The organism is Streptomyces sp. NPDC058240, from assembly GCF_042882135.1.
Lineage (GTDB): Bacteria > Actinomycetota > Actinomycetes > Streptomycetales > Streptomycetaceae > Streptomyces.
Genome location: NZ_JBHVWT010000038.1, coordinates 19,764 through 37,728, shown reverse-complemented (window position 1 = coordinate 37,728; position 17,965 = coordinate 19,764). Strand labels below are relative to the sequence as shown.

Below are 17,965 nucleotides of genomic sequence, written 5' to 3'. Positions count from 1 at the left end.
GCCCCCTTTTTTCCTGGAGGGGACCTTTTTTTTTCCCCCGTGGGGGGGGGGGGGGGGGGGGGAAGGGTCTTCCTTTTTTTTTTTTGTTTTTTTTTTTTGGGGGGGGTTGGTCTGGTTGTTTTTTTTTTTTTCCTCCCCCCTGGCCGGGCGGTGGGCCGCGAGGTGGTCAGACGGGATGTCAGACCTCCTCGGTGCCACCGCTCTCCTCGTCGGTTGCCTTCTCTTCCTTGGCTGCGGCCGGCGTCGCCCCCGGCTGGGGTTCGGCCACCGCCACCCGCGCGGGGCGGATGGTGCGCTCGCCGATCCGATACCCCGGCTGCAGGATCGCCACGCAGGTCGTCTCGGTGACATCCGGCGCGTACGAGTGCATCAGGGCTTCGTGGATCGTCGGGTCGAAGGGCTCGCCCTCCTTGCCGAACTGCTGCAGGCCCAGCTTGGCGACGACCGTCTCAAGAGATTCGGCCACCGACTTGAACCCGCCCACGAGCTCGCCGTGATCCCGGGCGCGGCCGACGTCGTCGAGCACGGGCAGGAGCTCGGACAGGAGACCCGCAACAGCGATCTCCTTGACCGTGGCCCGGTCCCGCTCGACGCGGCGGCGGTAGTTCTGGTACTCGGCCTGAAGCCGCTGGAGGTCGCCCGTGCGCTCGTTGAGCGCGGTGCGGACCTGGTCCAGCTGGGCCGTCAGGCCGACTGTCTGCACTCCGTCCCCGGCCGGGGCCGCCCCCTCCTCCGAAGAGGAAGAGGCGTCCTTCGGCTCGGCTCCGTCAGGGGTGGCGCCGGAGGGGACGTCGGGCTTCTCCTCGAAGCCCGGGGTCTCCTCGGTCACACCGCACCGCCCTTGGCGTCCTTCTCGTCGTCCACGATCTCGGCGTCGACGACATCGTCGTCGGCCTTGGCCTGCTGGGCGCCCGGCTGCGGGTCACCCTGCGGGCCGCCGTCGGCCTGGGCGTTGGCGTACATCGCCTGGCCGAGCTTCTGCGAGACGGCCGCGACCTTCTCGGTGGCGGTACGGATCTCGGCGGTGTCCTCGCCCTTGAGCTTCTCCTTCAGCTCGGTGAGCGCGGTCTCCACCTCCGTCTTCACGTCACCGGGGACCTTGTCCTCGTTGTCCTTGAGGAACTTCTCCGTCTGGTAGACGAGCTGCTCGCCCTGGTTGCGCGACTCGGCGGCCTCGCGGCGGCGGTGGTCCTCCTCCGCGTACTGCTCGGCCTCCTCACGCATCCGGTTGACCTCGTCCTTCGGCAGCGAGGAGCCGCCGGTGACGGTCATCTTCTGCTCCTTGCCGGTGCCGAGGTCCTTGGCGGCGACGTGCATGATGCCGTTCGCGTCGATGTCGAACGCGACCTCGATCTGCGGGACGCCACGCGGGGCCGGCGGCAGGCCGGTCAGCTCGAACATTCCGAGCTTCTTGTTGTACGCCGCGATCTCTCGCTCGCCCTGGTAGACCTGGATCTGCACGGACGGCTGGTTGTCCTCGGCCGTCGTGAAGATCTCGGAGCGCTTGGTCGGGATCGTGGTGTTGCGCTCGATGAGCTTCGTCATGATGCCGCCCTTGGTCTCGATGCCGAGGGACAGCGGGGTGACGTCGAGGAGCAGGACGTCCTTGACCTCGCCCTTGAGGACACCGGCCTGGAGCGAGGCGCCGATGGCGACGACCTCGTCCGGGTTCACACCCTTGTTGGCCTCCTGGCCACCGGTCAGCTCCTTGACGAGCTCGGCGACGGCCGGCATACGGGTGGAGCCACCGACGAGAACGACGTGGTCGATCTCGGAGAGCTGGATGCCCGCGTCCTTGATGACGTTGTGGAACGGGCTCTTGCAGCGGTCCAGGAGGTCGGCCGTGAGCTGCTGGAACTGCGAGCGCGTGAGCTTCTCGTCCAGGTGCAGCGGGCCCTCGGCGGACGCCGTGATGTAGGGCAGGTTGATCGTGGTCTCGGTCGAGGACGAGAGCTCGATCTTCGCCTTCTCCGCAGCCTCGCGCAGACGCTGGAGAGCCATCTTGTCCTTGGACAGGTCCACGCCGTGACCGTTGGCGAACTGCTTCACCAGGTAGTCGACGACGCGCTGGTCCCAGTCGTCACCACCGAGGTGGTTGTCACCGTTGGTGGCCTTCACCTCGACGACGCCGTCGCCGATCTCCAGCAGCGACACGTCGAAGGTGCCGCCACCGAGGTCGAAGACGAGGATCGTCTGGTCGTCCTTGTCGAGCCCGTACGCCAGCGCGGCGGCGGTCGGCTCGTTGACGATACGCAGGACGTTCAGGCCCGCGATCTCGCCGGCCTCCTTCGTCGCCTGACGCTCGGAGTCGTTGAAGTACGCGGGGACGGTGATGACCGCGTCGGTCACCTTCTCGCCCAGGTACGACTCGGCGTCACGCTTCAGCTTCTGCAGGATGAAGGCGCTCATCTGCTGCGGGTTGAAGCTCTTGCCGTCGAGGTCGATCTTCCAGTCAGTGCCCATGTGGCGCTTGACGGAGCGGATGGTCCTGTCGACGTTGGTCACTGCCTGGCGCTTGGCGACCTCGCCGACCAGCACCTCGCCGTTCTTCGCGAAGGCGACGACGGACGGCGTGGTCCTGGCGCCCTCTGCGTTGGTGATGACGGTGGGCTCGCCGCCTTCGAGAACGCTGACGACGGAGTTAGTCGTGCCCAGGTCGATGCCGACCGCACGTGCCATTTCAATTCCTCCAACTTGACTACTTGAGTGGATCTGACTCAAGGATGCATGACACCCGCCCCACTGTCAACAGACTTGAGTCGAAGAGGCTCAACTATCGTGCATGCACCCAGCGCCGACCGGGGATTCCCCGACCTTACGACCGACGCGCGATTCCACCCATGAGGCACACACGGGGGCGCGAACGGGGCACGTACCGGCCGATCGCACGCGACACTCCCCGACCCCCTGGCGGCGCAGCCCCTCCCCATCATCGCTCCATGGGATCGTTCTGTCACAAAATGCCGTGAGCCACGCAAAACCGGCACTCGAACCGCCGCGAACCCAGGCAGGTGCGAACGATGCAGACGCAGACGCAGAGGCAAAGGCAGAGGGCAGTACGCGCGCGGGCACGGACGTGGACATGGACGCGGACGTGGACACGGACGTGGCAATGGGAGCGGCGCCGGGAGCGGCCGTCGGCCAAGCGCGTACTGGACCTGACCCTCGGCTCGGCCCTCCTGGCCCTGGCAGCCCCCCTGCTCGCCGCGGGCGCCCTCGCCCTGGCGGTGCGGCGAGCCCCCGGCGGCGTACTGACCCGCTCGCCCCGGGTCGGCCTGGACGGCCGTGTCTTCGTACTGCGCTCGCTGCGCACCCGGCGACTGCGGCTGGACCTGCTCTCCAGGCTGCCGCACGTCGTACGGGGAGACCTCTCGCTGGTCGGCCCGGAACCCCTGGCGCCGGACGAGGAGGACGGACCCCGCGTCCAGGGCGGAATCCGCACCCCGGGCTCCAGCACCTCCCCCGCCGCGAGACACTGGCGGCACGAACTGAAGCCGGGCCTCACCGGCCTGGCGCAGGTGCACTCCCGCTCCGGAATGCCGTGGGACGAGCCGGCCCTGCTGGACCAGCACTACGCCGAGCATCAATGGGTGGGGCTGGACCTGGCCATCCTGGCGAGGGCCGCACACACCCCGCTGCGCCGGGCGGCCCGAGGGCTCGCCCGGCCCGGCAAGGGGCACCTGAGCGACACAGATCACCGCCTGTCCAGCTACAGCACGGCAGAAGAAGTGGGTAGTGTCAGCACAGACTGATTAAGTTACTGCTTAGTAATCACAGATAATCGCCAGTACTCGCTCATTGACGCTGGATCCCACCCTCGCAGGCCCGAGGAGCCCCCAAATGCAACTCGCCGCGATCATCGTGTCGCTGGTGCTGACTGTCGTCGGCGTTGCGCTCATCGCCCGAGCCGTCGCGCAGATCTACCGGTTCATCAAGCTCGGCCAGTCCGTGCCGTCCGGAACCCGCACGGACAACTGGCAGCAGCGCACCGTAACCCTGGCCAAGGAGTTCGTCGGCCACACCCGGATGAACCAGTGGGGGATCGTCGGCGTCGCGCACTGGTTCGTCGCCGTCGGCTTCCTGACGCTCGGCCTCACGATCGTCACCGCGTACGGCCAGCTGTTCAAGGCCGACTGGACGCTGCCGGTACTGGGCGGCTTCCTGCCCTACGAGGTGTACACCGAGTTCATCGCGCTCGCGACGACGGTGGGCATCCTCGTCCTCATCGCGATCCGGCAGCTGAACCTGCCGTCGCGGCCCGGCCGCAAGTCACGCTTCGCCGGCTCGAAGATGGGCCAGGCGTACTTCGTCGAGGCCGTCATCCTCGTCATCGGCCTGGCGATCATGACGCTGCGCGGCCTCGAAGGCGCGCTGCACGGCGTGGACCACTACGAGGCCGCGTACTTCGCCTCGTACCCCCTGGTCGCTGCCTTCAACGGGCTGAGCCTCGACACGCTGCAGAACCTCGTCTACCTCACCGCCATGATCAAGCTCGGTGTGACGATGGCCTGGGCGATCACGGTCGGCCTGAACACCAACATGGGCGTCGCCTGGCACCGCTTCCTGGCCTTCCCGAACATCTGGTTCAAGCGGAACGCCGACGGCGCCACCACGCTCGGCGAGCTCCAGCCGATGACCTCGGGCGGCAAGGAGATCGACTGGGAGGACCCGGCCGAGGACGCCGTCTTCGGTGTCAGCCAGGTCGAGCAGTTCTCGTGGAAGGGCCTGCTGGACTTCTCCACCTGCACCGAGTGCGGCCGCTGCCAGTCGCAGTGCCCCGCCTGGAACACCGGCAAGCCGCTCTCCCCCAAGCTCCTGATCATGTCCCTGCGCGACCACGCGCACGCCAAGGCCCCATATCTGCTGGCCGGCGGCGGCAAGGACATGGAGGGCAACGAGAAGGCGACCGAGGAGCAGCTGAAGGACGTCCCGGCCGCGGCTCTCGCGGAGGCCGAGCGCCCGCTGATCGGCACGGTCGAGGAGAACGGCGTCATCGACCCGGACGTGCTGTGGTCGTGCACCACCTGCGGTGCGTGCGTGGAGCAGTGCCCGGTCGACATCGAGCACATCGACCACATCGTCGACATGCGCCGCTACCAGGTGATGATCGAGTCCGCGTTCCCGTCCGAGGCGGGCACGATGCTCAAGAACCTGGAGAAGAAGGGCAACCCCTGGGGCCTGGCGAAGAAGCAGCGCGTCGAGTGGACCAAGGAGGTCGACTTCGAGGTCCCGATCGTCGGCAAGGACGTCGAGGACCTGTCCGAGGTCGACTACCTGTACTGGGTCGGCTGCGCCGGCGCCCTGGAGGACCGGGCGAAGAAGACCACCAAGGCCTTCGCCGAACTCCTCCACATCGCGGGCGTCAAGTTCGCGATCATGGGCGGGGACGAGAAGTGCACGGGTGACTCGGCCCGCCGCCTGGGCAACGAGCCGCTGTTCCAGCAGCTCGGCCAGGAGAACGTCGCGATGCTGAACATGGCGTTCGGCGAGGACGACGAGGACGACTCGACGAAGAAGGCGAAGGCCGCGAAGAAGATCGTCGCGACCTGCCCGCACTGCTTCAACACCATCGCGAACGAGTACCCGCAGCTCGGCGGCGAGTACGAGGTCATCCACCACACCCAGCTGCTCCAGCACCTCATCGACGAGGGCAAGCTGATCCCGGTGACCCCGGTCGAGGGCCTGATCACGTACCACGACCCGTGCTACCTGGGCCGTCACAACAAGATCTACACCCCGCCCCGCGAGATCATCGCGAAGGTCCCGGGCCTGCGGAACGAGGAGATGCACCGCCACAAGGAGCGCGGCTTCTGCTGCGGCGCCGGCGGTGCCCGGATGTGGATGGAGGAGCGGATCGGCAAGCGCATCAACAACGAGCGCGTCGACGAAGCCCTCTCCCTCAACCCGGACATCATCTCCACCGCCTGCCCGTTCTGCCTGGTCATGCTGACCGACTCGGTCAACGGCAAGAAGAACGACGGCAAGGCGAAGGAGTCGGTCCAGGTGGTCGACGTCTCGCAGCTGCTGCTGGACTCCGTGAAGACTCCTGCCGACCCGGCCGGTGAGACGGAGTCGGCGGACGAGCCGGAGCCGGAGCCGGCGAAGTAATCCGTTCCGTCGCACGACAGAAGCGGCCGGACCTGCCTCGGGGGCGGGACCGGTCGCTTCTGCTTTCCCGCGTCCCTGGGGCAGTCCCCCCGGGGTTCCCCTAGGGGATGTCACAGCTCGGCCGCAATGGCGGGCAGGTTCCCCAGGCCCTCTGACCGCACCGGCCCGGACCAGGTACGTTCGATGACGTGGCTGGATTCAGGATCGGACGCGGCCGGGACAACCGCACCCCGCAGCAAGCGCAACAGCAACCGCGGCAGCAGCCGTACGGCACACAGGCACCACCGCCGTACGGCCAGCAGCCCTGGCCTCAGGCAGGAGGCAACGCGGCCCCGCCCCCGTACAACAACGGCGGCTACGGCAATGGCGGCTATGGCAACAACGGGAACGGCTACAACGGCGGCCAGGGCGGCAACCACGGCGAACCGGAGTACTTCGGCGACCCGTACAACCAGCCCCAGCACCCCCACGGTTCCCCTCAGCAGGGCGACCCGTACGCCAACTCCCCCGGCCACACCCAGGCGTTCAGCGTCGGCGAGGACCCGTACGGCCCCGGCGACACCTACCGCGCCGGCCAGGCCCCCGCCCAGCCCTCGGGCCCCCGACTGCGGTGGAAGGAACTGCTCACCGGCATCGTGCTCCGCCCGGGACCGACGTTCTGGCAGATGCGCGACTACCCCGTCTGGGGTCCGGCGCTCATCGTCACGTTCCTGTACGGCCTGCTCGCGCTCTTCGGCTTCGACCAGGCCCGGGACGACGCGATCCACGCGACGATCTCGACAGCGGTGCCCTACGTCGTCATCACGGGCATCGGTTTCGTCATCGGCGGCCTGGTCCTGGGCGCGGTCACGCACACGCTCGCCCGCCAACTGGGCGGCGACGGCGCGTGGCAGCCGACGGTGGGCCTGTCCATGCTGATCATGTCGATCACGGACGCGCCCCGCCTGATATTCGCGCTCTTCCTCGGCGGCGAGAACTCCCTGGTTCAGATTCTCGGCTGGGTCACCTGGCTGGCCTCGGCCGCGCTCTTCACATCGATGGTGAGCAAATCGCACGACCTGCCGTGGCCGAAGGCACTGGGCGCGTCCGCGATCCAGCTGATCGCGCTGCTGTCGATCATCAAGCTGGGCACGATCTGACACCCACCGGCCCGCCCAAGGACACCGAAAACCCCCGGCACACGCAATGTGCCGGGGGTTCGTCACATCCTGCTCAGGCGTCCAGAACCTGCCCGCTGCGCCGCACGACGGGCTTGTCCACGCTCCACGGGAAGTTGATCCAGCGGCCGGTCTTCTTCCACACGTATTCGCACTTCACGAGCGAATGCGACTTCTCGTAGATGACCGCGCTGCGCACCTCGGCGACATGATCGATACAGAAATCACGCACCAGCTTCAGCGTCTTCCCGGTATCGGCGACGTCGTCGGCGATCAGGACCTTCTTGTCCGAGAAGTCGATGGCGTTCGGAACGGGCGCCAGCATGACCGGCATTTCCAGGGTGGTGCCCACCCCGGTATAGAACTCCACGTTCACCAGGTGAATGTTCTTGCAGTCCAGGGCGTAAGCGAGCCCGCCGGCGACGAATACCCCGCCGCGAGCGATGCTGAGCACGACGTCGGGCTCGAACCCGTCGTCCGCCACGGTCTGCGCCAGCTCACGCACGGCACGGCCGAACCCCTTGTAGGTCAGGTTCTCCCGCACGTCACTACTCACATCACCGCTCATGGAACATCACACCTGGGTCCGATGGAAATTCATGAACGAACGCGACGCGGTCGGCCCGCGCTGGCCCTGATACCGCGACCCGTACCGCTCGGAGCCGTACGGGAACTCCGAGGGCGAACTCAGCCGGAACATGCACAGCTGCCCGATCTTCATCCCCGGCCACAGCTTTATCGGCAGCGTCGCGAGATTCGACAGCTCCAGCGTCACGTGCCCGGAGAAACCGGGGTCGATGAACCCGGCGGTCGAATGCGTCACAAGCCCGAGCCGCCCCAGCGAACTCTTTCCCTCCAGCCGCGACGCAAGATCGTCGGGCAGCGAGATGACCTCGTACGTCGAAGCGAGCACGAACTCACCGGGGTGCAGGATGAACGCCTCGTCCCCGTCCGGCTCGACCATGCGAGTCAGATCGGCCTGTTCGACGGCCGGATCAATATGTGGATAGCGGTGGTTCTCGAACACCCGGAAGTAGCGGTCGAGCCGCACATCGATGCTCGAGGGCTGCACCATCGACGCGTCGAACGGGTCAATGCGCACACGTCCGGCGTCGATCTCGGCCCGGATGTCCTTATCTGAGAGAAGCACGCCCCGAGGATACGCAGAACGCGCGGGCCCACCCCAATCCGGGACCACCCGCGCGCCTGCCACCGCCGCTTACCGCCGCTCGAACACCACGGGCACGGCATGCCGCAACCGCGCACAACGCGGACAGCGAATGAGCCGCCCGGGACCGATCCGCCCGGCCCCGAGATGCTGCATCGGGAACGAAGCGGTAGCGAAAACGTGCCCTTCGGCACAGCGGACGACGGTGCGCTCCATGGAGTCCATCAAGTCCCTTCCCCAACAAGCCTTGGACGAGAAAGCCACATTAGGGGATGAACAGGACGCCACTCCAGGCGGCACTCCGACCACCCACGCTACGCCCCCAACTCCCGCCCACGGCACCCGCATCCACTCTCCACCCATAGCAAAAAGGCCCCACGGCTCAAACGCCGGGGACCTGCGATGGGGTACAGTATGGGACGGTAGGCGCCGCTCAAGCGGCACGCTTCGCGGGTGTAGTTTAATGGTAGAACATGAGCTTCCCAAGCTCAGAGCGCGAGTTCGATTCTCGTCACCCGCTCCATAATGAAGGCCCTGGTCAGAGACCAGGGCCTTGTTTGTTGTCTAGACCACTTTTAGGGCCCGTGCCATTCGCGTGCCATAACGACCCTCCCGACCTGCATCAATAGTGGATCCGTCACTCCCCAGGCCGAGCGCTCCGCTACCGGGTCCCGCATCGTGAGATCACTTCCAAGTCGCCTGCGTCACATACACGGTGCGGACGGTCTGCTCCTGCCCGATCAACGCCGCGCGGCCCGTGGGGCGGATGGTCCGAGCGGGCGCGGCACCAGCGGGTGAACGGTCGCGCCACCACTCCCCGTGGCGGCGGCCGACTGCTGGCGGCGTACGTCGAGATCGATGTTGGCGGCAAGCCTGCGCTGGTGTTCCTTGGTGGAGTGCTGGTAGATCAGTTGCGCGCGCTCGGAGGACTGGCCGGCTCGGACCATGAGGTCCTTGAGCTTGGCACCGGTGTCGGCCGCGAGCGTGTTGCCTGTGTGCCGTAGGTCGTAGAAGCGGAAGCCTTCGGGCAGCCCGGCCTTGTCCCGGGCCCTGCGCCACTTGCGGCCGAACGTAGTGCCGCGCAGTACCGCCCCCCTCTCGCCGACGAAGACAAGCCCGTCCGGCCCCGGCTGGGCAAACCATTCCAGGTGCCGGCGAACGTCCTCGTGGAGGAATGACGGCAGCACGATCTCCCGTCGGCCCGCCCGGGACTTGGGAGCGCCGACCACGCGGCGACCTGTGTTGAGCTCCGGTGCGGCACGGCGAACCCAAAGCGCACTGGAGTCGAGGTCCACGTCCCGCCGCCGAAGCTCGGCGAGTTCCTCGGGTCGCATCGAGGCGAAGGCTCCGAGCAGAACCATGAGGCGCCAGCGCAGGCCGATCACCTCTGCCGCGGCGAAGACCTGGTCGACCGTCGCCACGGGTCGCTCGTCAGCATCCTCGCGACCTGCCCCGCGGATACGGCAGGGGTTCTTGCGCAGCATGTCGTCCTCGACGGCGGTCTCCATCACGGCCTTGAGAAGCCGGTACGACTTGGCCACCGTGGTGGCACCGGTGGCGGACAACCGCTCCGCCCGCCAGGCTCTGACCCGAGCGGGGCTGATCATGTTGACGTTCATCTCGCCGAACGTCGGCTCCAGGTGAAGCCGGAACAGCCGGCGGTACAACTCAGCCGTGGTCGGGGCCAGGCCGCGTTCCGCGATCCAGCGCGTGGCGTAGTCGGCGAACAAGACTTCCCCGGCGGTCGGGTCGAGCCAGTCGCCCCGCATCTGCTCCGCTTGGATCTGGATGAGGAACGCCTCCGCATCGCGCCTGGTCTCGAAGGTTTCCGGCGCGGGCCGCAGGGTGTCATCGGCCGTGCTGGGGTAGCGGGCCTGGTAGCGCCCTGAGGGCAGTTGTCGTATCGCGCCGAATGTGCGGCGCGGAGCCTTCTGGCGCGGACGGGCCATCAGGCCGCAGCCCTGAATCCGGAGCGGCGAGTACGGACCGGCTCGACCGTCCGCGCCTCCACGTAAGCGTCCAGCGCGGTGTCGGAGATGCGAACGTGCTTGCCAACCTTGACATACCGGATGCGACGCTCGGAGACGAGTCGACGGATGAATCGCTCACCGACACCGAGACGTTCGGCTGCCTCGGCCACGCCGAGAAGGCGGTCAGCCATTCGAGACCGCCTCCTCCCACGTGTCGGCGGGCCATGGGGTGGTAATCACTGCGGGCCGAGGCAAGGATGTTCCTTCTACGAGGCGGCGGGTCAACAACCGATGCGCCCATGCGGGGGCACGCCCGCTGAGGCAGACGTACGGGCATCGCGACCGCTTCGAGCTATCGCGCTGCCCCCGCTGGGACTATTTCGGCATCTCGTAAGTGATACCTCTGCATCGCCGGTTTGGTTAACCGGCGATGTGCGTCTATGTTGCCTCGACTCCCAGCAGATTTCGGGAGTATCGGAGTTGGGGATCCGGCCCAAATTTTGCTGACCTGAAGCCAAAGGTGAATCGGTCACGGGCGCCATCAGCATGAACTTCTTGGTGAACGGCCGATTCGGGTCTATCGTTTTTGGACCGCGTTCCGCCGGCGTTCGCCGTCGGCTGCTCGCTTTGTGCGAAGTAACCCTGGACTTGCGCGAGGCGATGTGGCTTCCTTCTTGGTCCAGTCGCTGAAATGAAGGCCGCCCGGATCGGCCTTCGGTGCGCCAGCTCCGTCCGACGGCAGCACCGCCGTCGCGGCGATTCGCGGCCACCACCACCCCCTGCTTCGAGGAGCCGCCGAACCATGAGCCACGATGCCCGCGTCTGGGTATGGGACCACAGCCTCAGCAAAGGCACTGCCCGCATGGTCCTCACCTTGATCGCCGATCGCTGCATCGACCACACGTGCACGGCCTACGCCTCCGTCCCAGCCCTGATGCGACGCGCGAACGCGTCGCGCAGCGCCGTCCGAGACGCGCTGGACAAACTGGTCGCCAGCGGCGAGATAGTCCGCCTCGACGGACGCAAAGGGCCTCGCGGGGAAACGTATTACCGCCTCCCCGAAGCCGCCCGTTTCATGACCGAGGACGTTCGAAATCCGACCCATCAGGAGGGCCAGATTCCAACCCCCGAGGTACCGGAATCCGATACCTCCAGCAGCAATGCGGACGGGCCGGAATCCGACCCCGGGGTACAGAATCCAACCCCGGGGGGTGCCGGATTCCGATACCTCGGGGGAGCAGAATCCGACCCCCAGAACAGAAGTGAACCAATAGGAACCAGTAGGTACAGCAGCAGTGCACCCATCCCCGCCTCTCAATGGCAGATCGACGCGGGCAGCGACTCCTGGCTGCGGAGCGAGGGGCACCTCACCCGCCTTGGCGAGGAGGGCGTACGAGTGGCGGACGACAAGTGGCGGGCCTTCCGGGCCGGCGCGTCTCCACGCTCGGGTGCCGCGTGGGGTACCGACTGGCGAGCGTGGATCACTCGCGAGCGGAGCCCCGCCCCAGTAGCGCCCCACTCAGCCGCCAGCCCCAGTGGCGGGTCAGCGAGCCCCAAAATGACCCGGTCGGAGGCGCACCTAACAGCTCTGCTGGCAGCCCTCGATGAACCGGTCCCGACGGTGTAGCGCCCTCGCCTGCCCGGCCGGTCCGCGAGGTGCGGGGACAGTGGGGACCGGTCCCCGCACAGCTCGGTTCGCTGGGGACGGTCCCCCTGACGGGCAGTCGGGGACCGGTCCCCGACTCAGGTGGGGACCGGTCCCCACCAAGTTCACCCCTGTCCCCTGCCTCTTCGGGGACCGGTCCCCGGATAACTCCGTCCTCTTCGGGGACCGGTCCCCGAAGGGGCAGGGAAACCGCAGGTCAGTGCGGACCGTCTACGCCATACGGTCGGCCCCCGAGCTCACGCCTCAGGGCTCAGAGCTGCGGGACCAGGCCAGCGGGGGCCGGCAGCCGACGCAGTCGGTCCCCGCCGCGTGTGCAACGAGCCGTGCCCAGGTCCCTCGGATCGGCATCGTGCTTCATGCCGGTAGCTGCCAACGGGTGCTGGCGAAGCGTGTGACGGCGGAGTCGAGGAGACGGCCGAACTCTGCCGGGGTGCTGATCCGGGGACCTTCGGTGAGGACCTCGTACTCGGTCAGCGCATCGAGGTCTGCCCAGCCTCCGCGATACAGGACAAGGTGTAGTTCTGCCCATCCGTCACTGCCTTGGATGCGCAGACCGATCGAATCCGGATCGCTTACACGGGCCCGGTCGGTCTCCAGCGGCTGCGGCCAAGGCGCAAGGCCGTCCCGCCAGGTGATCGGACGGGGAGCGAGTCCCGCCGCACTCCAGGCAGAGAGGCGCTCGGTGATCTCGGCGGCGGCCGAATCGAGATCGATGACGTGGTCCATGGAGCAATCCTCCCCGGTCGCCCCTCACCCGCAAGGCCCTGACCGAGTTCCGGCCAGCCCAGCCGTCCAGGGCCGACGACCAGTCAACGTTCGACACCCAACCCCCACCTCGGAAAGAGTCCCATGCACGGCGCGCAGCACGAACCCCCCAGCAGACCGAGACAGCAGATGAATCGCCCCCAGGCACCAGGCGGAGCAAGGTATGGCGTTGGACCGTCCAAGGGCCGGTCCACCACAGTGCCCGCCCCAGGGGTGGCGGGTATACCTGGGAGCGAGGGCGCTCCCAGGACGAACGACGGCGCGGTGCGGGCCGCTGAAGAGGCCGCGCTCCACCGAGTCGCCAGCCGTCGTGCGCGCCAGGACGTCCAGCGCACCGAGCGGGTTGATGTCCGCTACAGCGTGGAGGAGAAGAGCGAGATCAAGGCCGAGGCACAGCGGCTCGGGCTGGCCGGCGCTCACTTCGTCGGGGCCTTGGTCATGGCCCACCTCCACGGCGACTACGCGTTGCTCGACCGGCGCACTGCGGTGGACGACTTGATCGACGAGCTGGCCGCGCTGCGTACGCAGGTCGCGCGGATCGGTACGAACGTCAACCAGATCGCCCACCGCCTCAACGCAGGAGGCGATCCACACCCTGGGGACAAGACGGTGCTGACGGAGGCCGCGCGGATTCTGGTCCTGGCCCGCCAGGCAGCCACAACGATCGACACCGCCGCCGACGTGGCCGCCACACAGCACCGGGCGGTCTGATTGATCGCGAACATCGTCAAGCCCGGCCACAAGACCCGCGGCGTCCTGAACTACCTCTACGGACCCGGCCGTGCCAACGAGCACACCGATCCTCACCTCGTCGCCTCGTGGGACGACTTCGCCCCCGACCCCGGCCGCGACCCGGAGGCCACCCTCGCCCAACTCAGCACAGCCCTCGACCTGCGCGTGAAACAGGCCGGTGCCAAGGCACCGAAGGAGCATGTGTGGCACTGCTCGGTCCGGACCGCACCCGAGGACCGAAGCCTGTCGGACGAGGAGTGGGCCGCCGTAGCCCGCCGCTTGCTCAACGCAACCGGCATCGCTCCGGACGGCGACCCCGACGCCTGCCGGTGGGCCGCCGTCCGCCACGCCGAAGACCACATCCACATCGTCGCCACCAAGGTCCGCGGCGACCTCCGCCCATCACGGAACTGGAACGACTTCCTGCGCGCCGACAAGGAACTCGTCGCCATCGAGAAGGAATACGGGCTCCGCCAAGTGCCGCGCGGAGACCGCACCGCCGCCAAACGCCCCACCCGCGCTGAGCAGGAGAAGGCCCGCCGCACGGGCAACGCCCGCACCTCCCGCGAGCACCTGCGCACCATCGTCCGCACCGCAGTCTCGGCGGCCACGACCACAGCAGAGTTCTTCCGGATCATCGAGGGGACCGGCGCCCTCGTCGACGTCCAGCACTTCCCGTCCGGCGACGTCCGCGGCTACAAGGTCGCCCTCAACGACGACACCAACGCCCAGGGCGAGCCGGTGTGGTTCTCCGGTTCCACCCTCGCCCCCGACCTCTCCTATCCCAGGATCGCCGAACGCCTGACGGCCACCGAGGCAATACCGGCGGTGCGGACTGGCGCCACGGCCTGGCGGCGGTTCGCCCTCGCCGTCGACCAGACGCCCGACCACCTCGCCCACGACGAGGACGAGGCAGGACAGGCCCACATCACCGTCCTTGCCGAGGCCCTAGACGCACTCCCTCTGGTAGCTCCTGTCGGCCTCCGGTCGCAGCTCGTCCAGGCCGCCACCATCTTCGAGCGCGCCGCCCGATCCCGTATCCGCGCCCAGCACCAGCAGACCCAGGCCACCCGCTGCGCGGTGAAGGCGGTCCTGCGCGAGCCCGCCCCGCAGGACGGAGCCCTCCTCACTATCGTCCTCGACGCCCTCCTGCTCGCGGTCATCGCCGCCCAGCACTGGCACCGCACCCGGGAACACCACCAGCAGGCCGAAGCCGCCCGCCAGACCATCACGCACCTCCGCACCGCCTACCGGGCCACGGCCACCGAGCCCCTGACCGCGCTTCGGCAGCGCGGGGCACGGCTGACTGAGACTCTGCGCCGCCGACAGGAGAACACCCTGCGCCGGGCCCTTCCCGAGCTGGCCGAACAGATTCTCGCGGAGCCCGGCTGGCCGACTCTCGCCGCCACCCTCGCGCGGGCCGAAGCCGTCGGCCACAAGCCCACCGCTCTCCTCACCGAAGCCACCGCCCGGCGGGAAACCGACACTGCCACCAGCCTCAGCGAAGTCCTCACCTGGCGCCTCCACCGTCTCGCCGACCTGACCGCCGACACCACCAGCAGTGCCGCGGCACCCCGGCCGGCCGCCTACCGCCCGACCAACACAGGCGGCTCCCAGGGCAGGGAGCACCGACCAGGACCAATGACCAATGGCCCAGGAACTCCCCCACGCGCCACGGCCTCCTGGGGGCCGCGCTGGTGACGAATGGGCAACAGACACGCCGAGCACCAAAGCAGTTGTGCAAAATCTCCGACATCAACTAAAGTCGGGGCCGCACTGGAATGCTTCAATGCGTAGTCCGACCCGAGGAGTCGTCCGCATGAGTATGCCTTCGTCGTCGTGGACGACCGACGTGTTCGGCGAGCACGCAGCAGATGCCCGCCGTCGCGTCGGGCAGGGCCTTCGCAACATGCAGGCCAACGCACAGGCCGCACAGGAACAAGCCGCCTCCCGCACCACCCGCGTCTACGGCACCAGCCGGTACGAGAACCAGTACGAGCGGCTTCAGGACGAACTCAAGAAGGTCCCTGGCGCCCGTGCGGTCAAGCCGTTCGGCTTCTCGTACGAGCTGATGCTCATCGGCAACGGGCTGCTCTACCCGTTCCGGTACTCCAAGACCAAGTCAGACGTACGTAGCGCACGCATCCCCAGCCAGTCCCGGCTGGTGCAGGAGCTCTTCACGTTCGCGCCGACGCCGAAGCACATCCAGGACCCGTTCGACCTCGACTTCGGGCCGGCCGTCCCGATCGCCGAGCCGCGCGGCGCTCTGGCGACAGTCCCGGAGGGCACCCAGCTGGTTCTGGTTCCCTTCGCCTGCAACGCCTCCGAGCTCTTGGAGGCGTACTGGGGCATCGCGGCGCTCGGGATGAACCGGCAACTGGAGTGGGCCACCGATCCCGAGCCGCTCCACCTGCCTCAGGAGGTCACCTCGTACACGCTGCGCCCGATCAGCATTCCGAGCCAGGTCACGGCACACACCGGCTTCGCCGAAGGAATCGAACCCACCCTTACGCTGTCCTCTCGTGCCGCCTCGGACCAGGCCCTGCACGTACCCGCGCAGACCGAGGCAGAACCCATTGAGGACCAGAGCAGCGAAGACGATGCGACCCATTAAGCATGACCTCATTCCCGGTACGGAAGAACGAGGCGCAACGCCGCGCGCCGTCTACGACGCCTTCGATCCCACCCGGGTGACGCAAGCTCGTCGTCTGGCGGAGATGACGAAGAAGGACGTGGCAGCCGGGCTCGGGGTGACGCCTGCAGCCGTTGGGCAGTACGAGACAGGGGTGTCGAAGCCACGACCTGACTTGATCCCCCGGCTCGCAGAGGTCCTCGGGGTTCCGGTGGCGTTCTTCCTGCTGGGGAGGCCGGCTAATCGGCTCGACGCTTCCATGGCACATTTCCGCAGCCTGCGCAGCACACCGAAGTCCCAGCGGGAACGTGCGCTCGCGTTCGCCGAGCAGGTCTGGGAGCTTACGTACGCGCTGGAACAGCGGGTTCAGTTGCCTCTCGTCGATCTGCCCGGCTTCGCCGGTGGGGAGGTCCATCCCGGCGAAGAGCTGTCCACCGATCCTGTATCCGCTGCCCGCGAGCTTCGCAGGCGCTGGGGTCTCGGCGACGGCCCTGTCACGCATCTGGTGAGGCGGATGGAGTCTCACGGGATCGTGGTGGTCATGCCGCCTGCCAGCGATCCCTCCGCCGCGAGCGTGGACGCCTTTTCCACCCGCGCAGCACGGCCACTCGTCGTTCTGACCGCCGCCCGGGCCGACGACATCTACCGGCACCGGTTCACGGCCGCCCATGAGCTGGGCCACCTTGTGCTTCACGCCGATGCCACCGGTGACAGCCGTCAGGAGAAGCAGGCTGATGCCTTCGCCGCCGAGTTCCTGACCCCCCAGGACAGCATCCTGCCGTTCCTGCCGCGGCGAATGGATCTTGCACGCCTGGCCGAGCTCAGGGGAGTCTGGGGAGTCTCCCTCCACTCGCTCGTCTACCGATGTCGCGAGCTGGGGCTGATCTCCGACGCGACTGCCAGCCGGACGTATCAGCGTCTACGCGCTCTCGACGGCCAGCCGGGCTTCACCGCCGAATCCGTCTCGAACTTCCCCGGTGAACGGCCTTCGCTGCTTCGGCAAGCCTTCGAGCTGGCTGCCGGGGAAGCGGGCCTATCGGTTTCCCGACTGGCTCATGAGCTGGCGTGGACAAGCGAGAGGGTGCAGAACCTGCTGGATGTTCAGGAACAGAAGCCGGTGCTCCGGCTGGTCCAGTAGCCGCGCCGCTCGACCCGAGGAGACGCGGGCGCGGCTCGTTTTCCGTTACTACTTCCAGGGCGTGCGGCATCTAGCCGACGTTAAGCCATTAGCTCGTACGGACGTCATCAGGGCCGACTCAACTCAGAGTCGGCCCTGATGACGTGATGACGTACTCAAAGGCTCAGAGCGATGTCTCGACTCCGAGGCTTCCCGCATTGATGGCTCCCCGTAGGACGTGGGCGATCTCCTCGGGCTTGAGGTCGATGCCGTCGAGCCCCTCAATGGTCAGCGGAATCTCCTCCAGCTCGTATTCACCGCGGCCTTCGGCGCTGAACTCGGGACCGGTGCGGTCGTCGAAGGACCAAGTCGCGATGCGGGCAAGGTAGAAGAGTTGCCGCTCATCGTCGGACTCCATCGTGTGGAGGAGGCGGATGATGTCGGCCTTCCCCGCGATCTCCTCGTGGATCTCCCGGTGGAGGGCTGCCTCCCGGGACTCGTCGCTGGGTTCGACGCCGCCGCCGGGCAGGACCCAGTATTCGGGGATGCCGGGCCGGGTACGGCGGATGACCAGCATCGTGTCGTCTGCAGTGACGAGGACGGCGCGGACTCGTTCCATCATTTCGGTTTGTCTCCTTGCTTGTTGGTGG

General features: G+C 67.5%; 15 protein-coding genes and 1 tRNA gene. 8 read left to right on the top strand and 8 right to left on the bottom strand.

Going from position 1 to position 17,965, the window contains the following annotated elements; genetic code table 11:
* Nucleotides 1–178: 178 nt before the first annotated feature.
* Together grpE and dnaK are read right to left on the bottom strand one after the other, a co-directional pair.
* Nucleotides 179–829 carry a nucleotide exchange factor GrpE gene (gene grpE / locus ACFVX4_RS33660; RefSeq protein WP_266417311.1) on the bottom strand — a complete coding sequence of 217 codons (651 nt, stop codon included), beginning with the start codon at nt 827–829 and terminating at the stop codon, nt 179–181.
* The gene (dnaK, locus tag ACFVX4_RS33655) at nt 826–2,679 is read right to left on the bottom strand and encodes a molecular chaperone DnaK (protein ID WP_266417309.1); all 1,854 of its coding nucleotides are present in this window, start codon (nt 2,677–2,679) and stop codon (nt 826–828) included. Before dnaK ends, grpE begins: the two co-directional genes overlap by 4 nt.
* 341 nt (nt 2,680–3,020) lie before the next feature.
* Here dnaK and ACFVX4_RS33650 point away from each other — a divergent pair, with 341 nt between their 5' ends.
* The 3 genes from ACFVX4_RS33650 (at nt 3,021) to ACFVX4_RS33640 (ending at nt 7,247) form a co-directional block, all read left to right on the top strand.
* A complete protein-coding gene (locus ACFVX4_RS33650) occupies nt 3,021–3,752 on the top strand; it encodes a sugar transferase (protein ID WP_389984826.1) in 732 nt (243 codons plus the stop codon).
* Between the two features lie 88 nt (nt 3,753–3,840).
* The gene (locus ACFVX4_RS33645) at nt 3,841–6,108 is read left to right on the top strand and encodes a (Fe-S)-binding protein (protein ID WP_389984823.1); all 2,268 of its coding nucleotides are present in this window, start codon (nt 3,841–3,843) and stop codon (nt 6,106–6,108) included.
* Nucleotides 6,109–6,296: 188 nt separating this feature from the next.
* Nucleotides 6,297–7,247 (top strand): Yip1 family protein, encoded by a 951-nt coding sequence (locus tag ACFVX4_RS33640; protein WP_389984820.1) that lies wholly within the window; start codon nt 6,297–6,299, stop codon nt 7,245–7,247.
* 73 nt (nt 7,248–7,320) lie between these two features.
* Here ACFVX4_RS33640 and ACFVX4_RS33635 read toward each other — a convergent pair whose 3' ends face one another.
* On the bottom strand, nt 7,321–7,821 hold the full coding sequence (locus ACFVX4_RS33635) for a phosphoribosyltransferase (protein ID WP_389984863.1): 501 nt from the start codon (nt 7,819–7,821) through the stop codon (nt 7,321–7,323).
* Nucleotides 7,822–7,839: 18 nt separating this feature from the next.
* A complete protein-coding gene (gene dcd / locus ACFVX4_RS33630; RefSeq protein WP_072487843.1) occupies nt 7,840–8,415 on the bottom strand; it encodes a dCTP deaminase in 576 nt (191 codons plus the stop codon).
* A 467-nt stretch (nt 8,416–8,882) separates the two neighbouring features.
* On the opposite strand from dcd, the gene ACFVX4_RS33625 reads away from it, so the two are divergent.
* Nucleotides 8,883–8,956, top strand: a tRNA-Gly gene (locus tag ACFVX4_RS33625).
* 217 nt (nt 8,957–9,173) lie between these two features.
* On the opposite strand, the gene ACFVX4_RS33620 is transcribed toward ACFVX4_RS33625, so the two are convergent.
* The 3 genes from ACFVX4_RS33620 to ACFVX4_RS33610 all read right to left on the bottom strand — a co-directional run bounded on the left by ACFVX4_RS33620 (nt 9,174) and on the right by ACFVX4_RS33610 (nt 12,795).
* Complete coding sequence (locus ACFVX4_RS33620) at nt 9,174–10,382, bottom strand: tyrosine-type recombinase/integrase (protein WP_389984817.1); 1,209 nt, start codon at nt 10,380–10,382, stop codon at nt 9,174–9,176.
* Nucleotides 10,382–10,594, bottom strand: a complete 213-nt coding sequence (locus ACFVX4_RS33615; protein WP_124277751.1) for an excisionase family DNA-binding protein — start codon at nt 10,592–10,594, stop codon at nt 10,382–10,384. Before ACFVX4_RS33615 ends, ACFVX4_RS33620 begins: the two co-directional genes overlap by 1 nt.
* Nucleotides 10,595–12,423: 1,829 nt before the next feature.
* Nucleotides 12,424–12,795, bottom strand: coding sequence for a hypothetical protein (locus ACFVX4_RS33610; protein WP_375883179.1), 372 nt, complete (start codon nt 12,793–12,795; stop codon nt 12,424–12,426).
* A 252-nt stretch (nt 12,796–13,047) separates the two neighbouring features.
* Here ACFVX4_RS33610 and mobC point away from each other — a divergent pair, with 252 nt between their 5' ends.
* From mobC to ACFVX4_RS33590, 4 genes are all read left to right on the top strand, one after another.
* Entirely contained in the window at nt 13,048–13,545 is a 498-nt protein-coding gene (mobC, locus tag ACFVX4_RS33605) for a plasmid mobilization relaxosome protein MobC (protein WP_389984814.1), read from the top strand.
* Nucleotides 13,546–15,267 (top strand): relaxase/mobilization nuclease domain-containing protein, encoded by a 1,722-nt coding sequence (locus tag ACFVX4_RS33600; protein WP_389984811.1) that lies wholly within the window; start codon nt 13,546–13,548, stop codon nt 15,265–15,267.
* Nucleotides 15,268–15,385: 118 nt separating this feature from the next.
* Nucleotides 15,386–16,180, top strand: a complete 795-nt coding sequence (locus tag ACFVX4_RS33595; RefSeq protein ID WP_389984808.1) for a hypothetical protein — start codon at nt 15,386–15,388, stop codon at nt 16,178–16,180.
* A complete protein-coding gene (locus tag ACFVX4_RS33590) occupies nt 16,167–17,336 on the top strand; it encodes a helix-turn-helix domain-containing protein (protein WP_389984805.1) in 1,170 nt (389 codons plus the stop codon). The genes ACFVX4_RS33595 and ACFVX4_RS33590 overlap by 14 nt, the downstream gene beginning before the upstream one ends.
* A gap of 163 nt (nt 17,337–17,499) precedes the next feature.
* On the opposite strand, the gene ACFVX4_RS33585 is transcribed toward ACFVX4_RS33590, so the two are convergent.
* Nucleotides 17,500–17,937 (bottom strand): NUDIX domain-containing protein, encoded by a 438-nt coding sequence (locus ACFVX4_RS33585; RefSeq protein WP_389984802.1) that lies wholly within the window; start codon nt 17,935–17,937, stop codon nt 17,500–17,502.
* Between the last annotated feature and the right edge of the window lie 28 nt (nt 17,938–17,965).

Excerpts from the sequence above, each read along its gene's own strand:
- dnaK (WP_266417309.1), bottom strand. The coding sequence starts at position 2,679 with ATGGCACGTGCGGTCGGCATCGACCTGGGCACGACTAACTCCGTCGTC.
- ACFVX4_RS33650 (WP_389984826.1), top strand. The coding sequence starts at position 3,021 with ATGCAGACGCAGACGCAGAGGCAAAGGCAGAGGGCAGTACGCGCGCGG.
- ACFVX4_RS33645 (WP_389984823.1), top strand. The coding sequence starts at position 3,841 with ATGCAACTCGCCGCGATCATCGTGTCGCTGGTGCTGACTGTCGTCGGC.
- ACFVX4_RS33620 (WP_389984817.1), bottom strand. The coding sequence starts at position 10,382 with ATGGCCCGTCCGCGCCAGAAGGCTCCGCGCCGCACATTCGGCGCGATA.
- ACFVX4_RS33615 (WP_124277751.1), bottom strand. The coding sequence starts at position 10,594 with ATGGCTGACCGCCTTCTCGGCGTGGCCGAGGCAGCCGAACGTCTCGGT.
- ACFVX4_RS33610 (WP_375883179.1), bottom strand. The coding sequence starts at position 12,795 with ATGGACCACGTCATCGATCTCGATTCGGCCGCCGCCGAGATCACCGAG.
- ACFVX4_RS33595 (WP_389984808.1), top strand. The coding sequence starts at position 15,386 with ATGAGTATGCCTTCGTCGTCGTGGACGACCGACGTGTTCGGCGAGCAC.
- ACFVX4_RS33590 (WP_389984805.1), top strand. The coding sequence starts at position 16,167 with ATGCGACCCATTAAGCATGACCTCATTCCCGGTACGGAAGAACGAGGC.
- ACFVX4_RS33585 (WP_389984802.1), bottom strand. The coding sequence starts at position 17,937 with ATGATGGAACGAGTCCGCGCCGTCCTCGTCACTGCAGACGACACGATG.